Raw genomic sequence first — 12,780 nt, forward strand, 5'->3', positions numbered from 1 at the left:
TACACACTTAGAATACTACTTTTTTTCGAAAGTGGACGAAATAGTTGTGACATGTTTGTGAAATGTTGAGCAAACTACTATACTCGTAGTGTTAACTTCGTTTAAAAGCCTTTATAATTAACCCTTTCTTTAATTGTATTTTTTTGGTATTCTTATATACGAGTCTATTTTGTAATATAAGAACGATACCCATTGTAGAGCTGTAATACTCTTATCTCCTAATCTGTTATAATTTTTATAACAGAGCAAAAAAGTGTACATATGTTGTACACTTTTTTTGTTAACACTATAAAACATCTCTTTTTCTATTTCCATCATAAAATCCACCACGACTACCCTTTAATGCAATTAATTGCTCTAATCCTTCTATATGATCACCAATAATTCGAAGGACAGCTGGAGGATGACCTATTTTCGCAAAATGTTCACTGGGCCGAATACGGTTCATCTTATCAACATCGATACGACTTACACAAGCGATTTCAAAACCTGAAAGTACAGCTTTAACTTGTGCTACACAAGGTGACAATAATGATTTATACCCTATTTCCTTCAAACAAGTACGACTAAACGCATTAGGTACAGCAATAAGAGAGCCTACTCCTAAATCTTTTCTATCACAAGCTAAATTTAATGCATATTTAAATGCTGTTACAAGATGAAGTGGTATTCTCAAATCTAAATAATGATTTAAATCATTTAATGCGACATCCGTTCCATCTGCAATAGCTTTTGCAAAGGGATATAGCTCACTAGCTGGAATAACAAAATCACCATCTATAAATAACACAATTTCTTCTTTTGCAAAATAAGTTCCAAGCGAACGCCCCACATCGTTTCCAAGTGCTTCTTTATACACAATTGTTGTTGCTCCCTTGTCTTTTGCAATTGTTGCCGTTTTATCGGACGAACCATTTACAACAACGATGATTTCCAATGGTTCAATTTTGCGAAGCTCTTCTATAACGTTTCCAATTGTTTTCTCTTCATCTTGTACAGGAATAATTACCGATAATTGCTTTCCTCTATACAACTTAGATGTAACGCCCCATCCTTGATAAAAATCTTCAAAATTTAGAGTATGATAGACACTCTCTCTTTTCCTATTTCCATCATAATATCCTCCGCGCTCATCGCTGCCTATTATCCGCTCTGCTACAGCTTCTATATGATCACCTATCATTCGTTTTTCAGATTGAGAAAGATCCGTGCCATATGCAGCATGCTCAAATGGACGAAATTTATTCGGCGTAATAACGTCAATTGCACAATGACGACTAATTCTCCATTTACTTTGTGCTAGGCGTAGATGAGCCACAATAGGATTAACAAAACATTCGTATCCAATACATTGCACAACTTCCTTCGTCAGCGCATGTGGTACAGATAGTAAAGAATCAATTTTTAATTTTTCACGCTCTAACATTGCATTTAATATTTGGCGCCATACTGTAATAGAATGTGGTTTTTGTTTCTTTAAAAATAATGCGTCTAAATTATTTAAAACTACATCAGCCTGATCATATAAAATTGGATTAAGAAATAATTGCAATTGTGAAGTTCGAATAGCAAAATCACCATCTACAAACAGTAATACATCACCTATCGCATGTTTTGCGCCAACTGCGCGGCCAACATCGTTACCAAGTGACTCTTTATGCTGGATTACTGTACAGCCTAAGCTCTCAGCAATCCCTTCTGTACCATCATTACAACCATTTGCTACTACAATAATCTCTACTGGGTTTAATGCTTTTACCGATTGAACCACGTCTGAAATCGTATCTACTTCATTACATACGGGAATAATAACTGATAACGACTTACCCATTGTTTTCTTCACGAAACCACTTAATAGTTTCTTTCAATCCTTGTTCCCACGTTACTTTCGCTTGAAACTGAACAAGCTCTCTTAATTTCGTTACATCTGGTTTTCGATTTGGAATTTCTTCAAATCCATGTGGATATACTTCCTCAAATGGAACGTGCACAATTTTGGAAACAGACTTCGTTAATTTTTTTATATCTTCCGCTACTTCCCTTATATTTTTTTCATTCTCAGAACCTATATTAATAATTTCACCATTTACCTTCTCATCCATTGCACGAATTGTTGCCTCGACTGCATCACTTACATACGTAAAGCAACGTGTCTGCTCTCCATCTCCATACACGAGAATATCATCACCTTGCAAAGCCGCACGGATAAATCGTGGGATTACCCCTGCATACGGACCATCTTTCGCTCTTGGACCATAAATATTAAAATAACGAACAATCGTTACAGGTAAGCCTTCTAATGCGTATCCTAAACATAATGTCTCTTCTAACGTTTTACAAACTGCATAACTCCAGCGTATTTTAGAAGTTGCCCCGTATAATCGATCTCCTTCTTCAGAGAAAGGTGGCTTGCCCTTACCATATACTTCTGAAGTAGACGCAAAGACTACTTTTTTCTTACCTTTTAATGCTGCTTGTAAAATATTTCTCGTTCCATCGAAATTTGTTTCAATAAGCTCTACACTTTTTTCCATTGTAGTTTTGACTCCCAAAATTGCAGCTAAATGAAACACCACATCATGTTGATTTACTAATTCATAAATTGAACTTTTATCTAAAACGCTTATTGGAATAACCCGGAGCTCTTTCATTAACTCATTATGATATTTATTTTTTCCTTTATAGAAGTTATCAACAATAGTAACTTCATAACCTCTTTTCACCAACTCTTCAGCTAAATGTGATCCAATAAATCCTGCTCCACCTGTAATTAAACATTTTTTACTCATACACTCACCTTCTTTATAATTCCACGTGTATCTATTAATCGCTCAATCCCTTTAAAAAGATTCCAATCGATACTAGAGTGATCCGTTACAATTAAAATACAATCTGCTTGTTTAATTCTTTGTTCATCTAATGGAACAGATTGATATAGTGTATCTCCAATTTCCACTGTAGAAATATACGGATCATGATATGCTATCTTGTATCCTTCTTTTATTAATAATTGAATAATTGGCAACGCTGGTGATTCTCTCAAATCATTTACATCTTTCTTATACGCAACCCCTACAATTAAAACCGTTGCGGGTGCTTGCACCATACCTTTTACTTTCCCAATTATTTTCTCTGGCATTTCTTCATTAATTACATGGGCCGCCTCAATTAATTGACTAATTGCTCCATTCTTTTTTATTCTCCATTGAAAATATAAAGGGTCTACTGGAATACAATGCCCTCCTATCCCTGGGCCTGGCCAATATGGGGTAAACCCAAATGGTTTTGTAGATGCAGCTTCAAGCGCCTCATAAAAATCAATTCCTAAACTTTCACAAAGTATATTTAACTCATTTACTAATGAAATATTAACTAAGCGCTGAATATTTTCAAATAGCTTACACATCTCTGCTACTTTCGGGGAGCTAACTGGAACAACTACATCAAATATAGTGCTATACAAATCCTGTATTTTTTGTTTACACTGCTCGGTTTGTCCACTAATAACTTTTGGAATTGTTTCGACTGAATACTGACTATTTGCTGGGTCAATTCGCTCTGGTGAATAGCCAATATAATAATCTTCTCCGACCTTTTTGCCTGTTTGAGAAATAATCGGAATGATAACTTCCTCCAGTGTACCTGGATATGTGGAGCTTTCAAAAATGAAGGTTTGTCCTTTTTGAAGGTTTTGTTGTATATAATGGGAGGCTGAAATGAGGGCACTTAAATCTGGTTCTTTCTGCTCATTAATTGGGGTTGGCACGGTCACAATGACATAATCGCTATGCTTAAAATCCGCAACACCTTTATCTGGTGTATTCACTATTAATTTTCTCTCGTTCAATAAATTTTGTAATACGTTAGAAGAAACATCAGGAATATAACTTTCTCCTTTAATTATTGATTCTATCTTCCTAGTATCTTTATCTAATCCAAGTACAGCATATCCTCTTTCTGCAAAAAGGACCGCTAAAGGAAGGCCAACATATCCTAATCCAATAATGGTTACTTTACTACTAGCATTCATCTATATTCTCTTCTTCCCTTCTCAATTGTAGTATTATATCTCTATCCCTTTCTCCGTCTGTAAAACTCCCGCGCCCATTTGTATGTTTTAATAAATAAGCAATCGCCTCAAGCTGATCTCCGAAAATACGATCAAATGCAGGAATTCGTCCGTTTACAAACCCGTGTTGTTCTGGACGTATACGGTTCGGTTTTATAACATCAACAAAATCTATTGCTCTTATAGAAAAATTAGCTAAAATAGCTTTCATTTGAGCTAACGGTGGAATAACGAGGGCCTCGTATCCAATCTTCTCTATTACTTTTTTATGCATAGCATGTGGCACTGCCGTTAATGAGTTGTTCCATAAATCTGGTCGTTTTGCTACCAAATTCACGAAATATTTCCCCATACTAATTGGATCTGCCGGGTGAAACATATCTAACAAACATTGCAAGTCATTTAACGCCACATCATTTCCGTCTTCAATAGCATGCAAAAATGGAACTAGATTTCGCGCTTCAATCACAAAATCACCATCTACAAATAAATAAATATCAGCCGTAGCATGCATGGCTCCTATTGCTCTTGCCACATTGTGCCCAAATGCTTTTGAAAATTCAAGGACAATAACATTCTCTAGTTTTGCTTGTTTAATTGTCTCTACATCCGCTCCATTCGCAACAACTATAATTTCATCTACTCCTGCTTTTTTCACTTCTTGTATGACAGATCTTATAGTCATTCTTTCTTCTGATACTGGTATAATCGCACTGTATTTCGCTTTTTTCCTTTGTAATAAAACTGGTTTATACTTCCCTATAAACTCTCTATCCCTGTTTCCCTCCGAAAAACCGCCGCGTTTACCATATGTTTCGATTACGTATTGCAAAGCACGCAAATGATCACCTATAATACGACTAGTCGCTTTCGGATAAGGAGAACCAGGTGATGTACCAGTATGCACAGGACGAACCTTATTCGTGTGAATTACATCGACCGAAGCCATATCGGCAATATCTACTCCTCTAGACACCGCCATTACTTGAAATAGTGCTGGATCTGCTAAATTCCACCACCCAAGATTCTCAATAACATCCCGATTCATCGCATGTGGAATTGCGATTAAAGAACCAACAACAAGCTCTTTTTTATTCAAGTAACGATTCAACATGAATTTTCCAACTGTCGTATAATGTGGTCTCATCTTTAAATAAACAGACCATGTTAAATTATTCACAACAATTTGATGCCCCTGCTGAATTCCTTTCACGAAACGTTGTAGCTCTTTACTCTCAATAACGATGTCACCATCTAAAAACAATACAATTTCGCCTTTTGCTTCCCTAGCTCCAATTGCCCTTCCTACATCATTGCCAAGAGAATGTTTATAATAAATTACATGGCAACTATGCTGTAATGCGACTTCCTTCGTTCCATCTGTTGATCCATTATCTACTACAATAATTTCATACGGCTCGAGCTTCTCCACTTCTACTAAAACTTGTGATAAAGTACTTGCTTCATTATGCGCTGGAATAACAACTGATATTCTCATACTTGTATCACTCTTACCCTTCCAAGCGAACATAAGCAATAATAGGAATACGCACAAGTACATCTTCAGGTGGTCCATAAGAAGGAGATGTACGAACGCTTACTGCCCCGTCCGTAACAGATAAAAGAATACCTGCTATAATTTCAACAGCTGTCACAACTTGCACTAATTCACCAACGTGGTTACGCAATTCATCAGTAAATAACATATATAAGTCTCCTTTCTTACACTTCTTTCATTGATATAATACTTGTAAATGGTAATAAAACTTCTGTTCCTATTCCTTCTTGCAGCGTTAAGAAATCGTCACCAACTGCTACAATAACACCTGTTAACTGTCCAACTGTCACAGTAATTTCTACGTTTTTCCCTAAATATTGCTTTGCAATTTCTTTAAAAGGTGATGTATTGCATTCTTTTAAAATGTTACAAATAATAGATTGAAATTGACTTGATTCTATAAACTCTTCCGTAGCTTGCTTAGAATGTCTTTGAATAAATCTCGCGAAGTTTTGCGAAAATAAAAGTCGTTCCACAGCAGGCAATAACTTGTCATCTAAAAAATAACCTAATTGTCTATTAAACAGTCTGGATAATTTGTGCCAATATTTTCTGAACAGACACATACGCTTCTCCTCCTATTATTTTTAAAGTATAAAAAATAACATCCATACATCTTAATGTATACAAAGCGGCTTTTTTTGTGATAGGTAAGACATACATTTTCTAGAACATATTCATTATTTTTGTATTACATTAATTAATAATCGGGGATATATTTTCTCAATACAAAAAAGACTATCCAAAAGGGACAGTCTTCTACACTTCTATATTTCGTAATATTGTATAAATGTCGTTATTCACTTTACCAAATGATTTAATGTTATTTTGAATGTTTGATAATAAAACGACATACACACTTCCGTTTTTACTAAATCCATTTAAGCAATTCCAACCTGGCATTACACCGTGATTTGAATAACTGCCTGGATCTACATACCAGCCAAATCCGTAATCCTTTTTCACGGCTGTAAACATTTGATCATAACTCTCTTTTGAAATTAATTTTCCAGAGAATAGCGCTTCATTAAATAAATACAGATCATGCGCGCTTGTATATATGTCACCACAACCATATAATTGTGACATGCTCGGAATGTTAGGTGTTGTCATGTTGTTATTCACTATTTTATAACCTGTTGATGGGAACCTTGTTTGCTCTAACGCTTTACCAAAACCAGAATGCTTCATACCAGCAGTTGCAAAAATATGTTGTTTAATATATTCTTCTAATGGTTGTCCACTTACTTTCTCGGCAATGTAGGCAAGTATAGAGTAGTTCGAATCTGAATACTTCCATTTCTCTCCTGGGCCTGCAATACGCTTTTGGTTTCCTATCCGTTTTATCAACTCTTCATGAGAGATATCTTCTGTTCCCTGCTCATATTCTGGAATCCCTGATGTATGTGTTAATAAATGTTTTAGCTGAATGCTATTACCTTGAGGAAAATCTGGAATATACTTTGCAACCGTATCCTCTACTTGTAATTTATTTTGATCTTTTAATTGCATAATAGCAGTCGCTACAAATGCCTTTGAAATAGAGCCAATATAAAAGGTCGTTTCTGAATTATTCGGTACTTGCTTCTCTTTGTTCGCCATACCGTATCCTTTATTCAAAAGAACTTTTCCGTTCTTCACAATAACAGCTGTTCCACTAAATCCTGCGTTTTGTAAATATTGATCCAATTGAGCGTTTTCATTAATTTCTTGAGGGGGTCCTTCAGTAGGCTGCTCTATAGCTTGCGCTTGTTTCACTTGTTCTTCCTGCTCTTTTTGTTTTTGTGCTTCTTGCTTCTTTTTTTCTTCTTCTTTCTTTTTCAACTCTTCTTGCTTCTTCATTTCTGCTGCTGCTTTTAAAGTTTCTTCTTTTTTATTATGCGCAACAATTTTTGTATACATGAAATATACAATTGAAAATAGTAGGATGAGAATGATTGTTCTTTTTATGTATACAATCGGACGACGTACTTTCCCATTAACAGTATTTTTTTCCTGATCCATGATTACCTTTTTCCCCTTATTTACCGATAATTTAATTCATCTACACAAGACTTTTTCCAAATCATTTCAGTAGATTATAGACACTCCATTCTATGTCATCCCTACTTTATCACGCGCTGAACATATTACCAACCTATATGTATAAAAAAGAAAAAGAAAATTTACAAAAGTAAGATTCCCTTTAAAAACTCTACATAAAAAAAGAGGATACCTTGCAAAAGACTGGTATTATCAATCTTTTGGGATATCCTCTTATCTAACTATTTATACATGTTTTTTCATATCATCGGCAACAGATTCAACGTTTGTACCTACGATAACTTGTACACTTGTGTTACTTAATTTCATAACACCTTTTGCCCCAGCTCGTTTTAATGCCGGCTCATTTACTAAACCTGCATCTTTCACTTGTAAGCGTAGACGAGTTGCACAGTTATCAATAACCGTTAAGTTTTCTTTTCCGCCTAAAGCTGCTACGTAAGTTTCACCAATTGAACCTGCAACTGGTGCATCACCCTCTTCAGCTAACTCATCTTCATCTTCACGACCAGGAGTTTTCAAGTCGAACTTCTTAATTAAGAAGTAGAATACTGCAAAGTAAATTGCTGCGTAAATTAAACCTATTCCCGCTAGCAATACTGGTTTTGTTGCAATACCAAAGTTTAAAACGTAATCGATTGCACCGGCACTAAATGAGAAACCATCATGAATGCCAAGTGTTGTTGTAATGAATAAAGAAAGACCTGTTAATACTGCATGAATACCATATAATACTGGTGATAAGAACATGAATGAGAATTCAATTGGCTCTGTAATACCAGTTAAGAATGAAGTTAATGCTAGGCCACCTAACATACCTGTAACCATTTTACGTTTTTCTGGCTTAGCAGCCGCAATCATTGCGAAACATGCTGCCGGTAAACCGAACATCATAATTGGGAAGAAACCAGTCATAAACATACCTGCTGATGGATCTTTTGCGAAGAAGCGTGCAATATCACCATGAACGATATCACCAGCTGCGTTTGTAAAGTCACCAAGTACAAACCAGAAGTATGTGTTCATTACGTGGTGTAAACCGATTGGAATTAATAAACGGTTTAATAACCCGAATAAGCCAGCACCAACTGAACCTAAGTTCACGATACCATGTGCTACTGCATCAATACCACTTTGAATTGTTGGCCAAATTTGACCGAATACTAATCCTAAAAGAAGCATTACAATTGAAGTAATGATTGGTACGAAACGTTTCCCTGCAAAGAAACCTAACCATTCTGGTAATTTAATCTTATGGAATTTGTTATATAGTAACCCAGCAACAACCCCAGCAATAATACCACCAAGTATGGCCATATTTATTTTTGGCGTTAACGCCGCTGCTTTTGAAACTTTTGTCATTGTATCTGCTAATTTAGTTGGATCTACCGAACCGACTAAATCCTGAACACTTTTTAATTTATCATTCAGCTCTGCTGCTGAATATGCCTTACTTAAAGCGTTCGTTGTATTTTGTAAAACAAGATATCCGATTGCCCCAGCAAGTCCTGCTGCTCCACTACCATCAATAGACAAACCGATTGCAACACCAATTGCAAAAATAAGTGCTAAATTATCAAAAATTGCTGCACCGGCCTGTGCCATAACAGGAATATTAAATACATCTTCTTGTCCTAAACGAAGCAATAATCCTGCTGCTGGTAGTACGGCGATTGGAAGCATTAACGCTTTACCAATACGTTGTAGAAACTGCAACATTTTAATTCCCCCTATCAAATTTATGAAATCGTTATCATTATAAGTACGCCTTAGAAAACGCTTTCTATTTACATAACCATAATAACATATAGTTGTATAGATGTGTAGGTTTTATTTCCGAACTTTTTATGGATAAGTTTTCTATTTCCAAACTGTTATATAAAAGGAAAATTCTCCTTGTTAGCTACACAATATACAGACAAAAAAACTTATTATCGCACAAATAACTTTCGTTTTATCATTCCACTTTTTCATGTTATTATTTATTTCCGAGCATATCGGGAAAAGTAAACTTAGTTAATTCGAAATAGGAGCGTTGGTACTATGCAGTGCATTGAAACAAACAACTTACAGCAGTTGTTAGAACAAGTAAAACCATATACGAAAAAAGGAAAACTTGCTACTTATATCCCCGAACTAGGAAATGCAGATCCAGATGATTTAGGGATTGCCATTTTCCATAAAGATACAGAATATATCCATGCCGGCAACTCCCAAACACTATTTACTCTTCAAAGTATTTCCAAAGTAATTACACTTGCACTTGCCCTTTTAGATCGTGGTGAAGAATATGTATTTTCTAAAGTTGGAATGGAGCCAACTGGTGACCCTTTCAATTCTATTATTAAGTTAGAAACGACAAGTCCTTCCAAACCTCTTAATCCAATGATTAATGCAGGAGCACTAGCCATTACAAGCATGTTAGCCGGAAAAGATAACGAAGAAAAAATGGAGCATATTCTTCATTTTATACGTGAAATAACAGATAATCCTACTATTAATTATTCTTCTAAAGTTGCCAATTCAGAATTAGAGACTGCTTACTTAAACCGTTCACTTTGTTACTATATGAAACAAAACGGAATTATCGATTGTGATATTGAAGAACTTATGGATTTATACACTCGTCAATGTGCAGTTGAAGTAAACTGTATCGATTTAGCACGTATTGGCTTAATTTTTGCAATGGATGGATATGATCCATATAAAAAGAAACAGATCATCCCTAAACATATTACGAAAATTTGTAAAACATTTATGGTTACTTGCGGGATGTATAATGAATCTGGTGAATTTGCAATTCGTGTTGGAATCCCTGCAAAAAGTGGTGTAGCGGGCGGCATTTTCGGCTGCGTAAAAGGCGAAATGGGAATCGGTATTTTCGGACCGGCTTTAGATGCAAACGGAAATAGTATCGCTGGTTTTAAAATTCTTGAATTACTTTCTGCCCAAGAAGGTTGGAGTATGTTTTAATTTAGAAGTTATCCTGCTATATTGGCAGGATTTTTTATTTCACAAAAAAATCCGTTCTACTAGGTATCAACACAATTCAAAAAAAACAGTAATGAAAGTTCTCTTTATTATGCATATTTGCTCCCCCCTCCTGAATAATATAGTACAACCTAGCGCTGTATGTGGAGGTGTAAAAGATGAAACTCATATTTCAAATGGAGAAACAACCTGTTCTTGAAAAAACAATCCTTCTTTTCATATTGAGTATTGTAGAAAGTTTGAAACTAAAAGTTGTTTCACTCGATGAAGCTCACCGATACATATTCAATTTAGAAGTGCTTGAACTATTAATGGATCGGAACATCGATGATCAAGTACTAGAACTTATTCATTTCGGAATGGGACTTGAAGACATTTACCATGTACTTCCCGAAGAACTTGAGCATAGTATTGAAGAACTGAAATGGCTTTGTATTCAAGTTTTAAGTGAGTACAGTATGCATGATGAAGAATGTGTACAACTAATTGAAGATATACGCTAAAAAGCACCTATACAGGTGCTTTTACTTTTTTAAACCTTTTTACACACAATAATTTGGATAATACTTACAACCTTTCATTACCTTAAAAAGATTTCACGTCGATATATGCAATTTCTTAGTGTATTTCCAAGGAAATACTCGAATACTGTTTTCTCTATCCTTCTTACAACAATTGATCAATTCCAATAAGAATTAATAACACACCTGCAATTATAGTTGCCCATTTCCCTAAGTATTCAGCTAAAAATCTTTTACCAACATACGTAAAACCACTAATACAAATAAAACTAAACAACCCAGAAATACATGCCGTAAGCCAAAGATTTAAATTTGTTACTCCAGCATCAAATCCACCTGCAATATTATTTATGGATAATGCAACTCCTAAAATAATTGCTTCAGAAAAACTAATTGTTTTAGAACCATCAAAATCTGCTTTTTCTGGATCACGTAAAATCCCCATAAGTACACTACCATCTTTAGATCCTAAGGTGTCTTTTTTACCCAAGAAAGGCTGACATAAAATAAACAACCCAATTATTCCTAAAACAATTGCTCCAATAAGGTTTGCTGTGAACTCTGAAATAAATAATGCTATCCAATTCCCAAAAAATCCAGCTAGTAAAGTAAATAAAAATCCCAAAAATGCGATGATAAAATTGTTAAACCACGAAATTCGAATTTTACGAATGCCATACGCAATCCCAACACCCGCATTATCTAAATTAGACGCAATTCCGATTAAAAAAATTGAAAATAAACCTGCCGTACTCATCGTAAAGTCACCCCTTTTCTCACTTTTCAATGCATATTATGAAAATGTTGAGCAACTGTGCCTGTCTGTTTCATATACTTGTAATAAATGCTCAACATTTTTTCAACGATAGACAATAGAAAAGGAGTGCCTACATTATGCCCAATAAAAATCCAAATGAGCAGCTTGGTACATTAATAAAGAAACTGTTAAAGGAGCGCGCTCTGTCTATGCGCCAACTAGGAACACTGACAAATATTGATCCTGCAACAATTTCAAGAATAATTAATGGCAAACAACAACCGAAGCAAAACCATTTACAAAAATTCGCAAAATGTCTACAAGTTCCACCGCAATTATTACTTGATGCAATGTACCCTGACTCTCCACACATAAATAAGGAAAAAGCAGATATGTACACATCTCTCGATACAATTCAGCAAACATTACAATCCTCTAACCTATTCGACTTCGAATACACAACAACTCGTGTGAAACAAGAACTTGAAAATTACGAGCGCTATGCTCAAACTACTGAAGGCGAAAAACGTATTCACGAGAGTTTCAAAAGTAAACTAGAACAAATTGATAGTGCCGGTCCTTTCATTGAGCAATTAACAAATATGTACCAACAATTTTGTACAGAAACCATTTCAAACGAAGAACGTGCAATTATTGGGGGTGCCTTACTATATTTCATTTTATCAACAGACATTATCCCCGATTATCTTTTTCCAATTGGCTATTTAGATGATGCAATTGCCGTTGAATTAGCTAAAGAGAAATTAATTGAAGTCAAACGAAGAACATAAAAAACATAACAAGCTATTTCAGATATTGAATTTATCCACCTCTGAAATAG

12 protein-coding genes and 1 pseudogene are annotated in these 12,780 nt (G+C 35.1%); 3 read left to right on the plus strand and 10 right to left on the minus strand.

Going from position 1 to position 12,780, the window contains the following annotated elements; genetic code table 11:
* Window positions 1-91 precede the first annotated feature (91 nt).
* The 9 genes and pseudogenes from QCI75_RS24305 to nagE form a co-directional block, all read right to left on the minus strand.
* Window positions 92-318, minus strand: a pseudogene (locus QCI75_RS24305) (hypothetical protein).
* On the minus strand, window positions 287-1,831 hold the full coding sequence (locus QCI75_RS24310) for a glycosyltransferase family 2 protein (protein WP_144505842.1): 1,545 nt from the start codon (window positions 1,829-1,831) through the stop codon (window positions 287-289). Before QCI75_RS24310 ends, QCI75_RS24305 begins: the two are co-directional and overlap by 32 nt.
* Window positions 1,824-2,789, minus strand: a complete 966-nt coding sequence (locus QCI75_RS24315; protein ID WP_144505841.1) for an NAD-dependent epimerase/dehydratase family protein — start codon at window positions 2,787-2,789, stop codon at window positions 1,824-1,826. Before QCI75_RS24315 ends, QCI75_RS24310 begins: the two co-directional genes overlap by 8 nt.
* On the minus strand, window positions 2,786-4,030 hold the full coding sequence (locus QCI75_RS24320; protein WP_144505840.1) for a nucleotide sugar dehydrogenase: 1,245 nt from the start codon (window positions 4,028-4,030) through the stop codon (window positions 2,786-2,788). Before QCI75_RS24320 ends, QCI75_RS24315 begins: the two co-directional genes overlap by 4 nt.
* The gene (locus QCI75_RS24325) at window positions 4,020-5,567 is read right to left on the minus strand and encodes a glycosyltransferase family 2 protein (protein ID WP_144505839.1); all 1,548 of its coding nucleotides are present in this window, start codon (window positions 5,565-5,567) and stop codon (window positions 4,020-4,022) included. The genes QCI75_RS24320 and QCI75_RS24325 overlap by 11 nt, the downstream gene beginning before the upstream one ends.
* A gap of 13 nt (window positions 5,568-5,580) precedes the next feature.
* The gene (locus tag QCI75_RS24330) at window positions 5,581-5,775 is read right to left on the minus strand and encodes an LSm family protein (protein ID WP_070140769.1); all 195 of its coding nucleotides are present in this window, start codon (window positions 5,773-5,775) and stop codon (window positions 5,581-5,583) included.
* A 16-nt stretch (window positions 5,776-5,791) separates the two neighbouring features.
* Window positions 5,792-6,193 carry an LSm family protein gene (locus tag QCI75_RS24335; RefSeq protein WP_144505838.1) on the minus strand — a complete coding sequence of 134 codons (402 nt, stop codon included), beginning with the start codon at window positions 6,191-6,193 and terminating at the stop codon, window positions 5,792-5,794.
* 193 nt (window positions 6,194-6,386) lie between these two features.
* Window positions 6,387-7,631 (minus strand): serine hydrolase domain-containing protein, encoded by a 1,245-nt coding sequence (locus tag QCI75_RS24340; protein WP_353761323.1) that lies wholly within the window; start codon window positions 7,629-7,631, stop codon window positions 6,387-6,389.
* 264 nt (window positions 7,632-7,895) lie between these two features.
* The gene (gene nagE, locus QCI75_RS24345) at window positions 7,896-9,389 is read right to left on the minus strand and encodes an N-acetylglucosamine-specific PTS transporter subunit IIBC (RefSeq protein ID WP_144505837.1); all 1,494 of its coding nucleotides are present in this window, start codon (window positions 9,387-9,389) and stop codon (window positions 7,896-7,898) included.
* Window positions 9,390-9,713: 324 nt separating this feature from the next.
* Between nagE and glsA the strand changes: the two genes are divergently transcribed.
* On the plus strand, window positions 9,714-10,643 hold the full coding sequence (gene glsA / locus QCI75_RS24350; protein WP_144505836.1) for a glutaminase A: 930 nt from the start codon (window positions 9,714-9,716) through the stop codon (window positions 10,641-10,643).
* A gap of 176 nt (window positions 10,644-10,819) precedes the next feature.
* Window positions 10,820-11,164 (plus strand): DUF3969 family protein, encoded by a 345-nt coding sequence (locus tag QCI75_RS24355; RefSeq protein WP_098778040.1) that lies wholly within the window; start codon window positions 10,820-10,822, stop codon window positions 11,162-11,164.
* Between the two features lie 163 nt (window positions 11,165-11,327).
* Here QCI75_RS24355 and QCI75_RS24360 read toward each other — a convergent pair whose 3' ends face one another.
* Window positions 11,328-11,939, minus strand: coding sequence for a manganese efflux pump (locus QCI75_RS24360; RefSeq protein ID WP_144505835.1), 612 nt, complete (start codon window positions 11,937-11,939; stop codon window positions 11,328-11,330).
* A gap of 137 nt (window positions 11,940-12,076) precedes the next feature.
* On the opposite strand from QCI75_RS24360, the gene QCI75_RS24365 reads away from it, so the two are divergent.
* Window positions 12,077-12,730 carry a helix-turn-helix domain-containing protein gene (locus tag QCI75_RS24365; protein ID WP_353761324.1) on the plus strand — a complete coding sequence of 218 codons (654 nt, stop codon included), beginning with the start codon at window positions 12,077-12,079 and terminating at the stop codon, window positions 12,728-12,730.
* Window positions 12,731-12,780: the final 50 nt, after the last annotated feature.

It is taken from the genome of Bacillus cereus group sp. RP43 (assembly GCF_040459645.1).
Classification (GTDB): domain Bacteria; phylum Bacillota; class Bacilli; order Bacillales; family Bacillaceae_G; genus Bacillus_A; species Bacillus_A mycoides_C.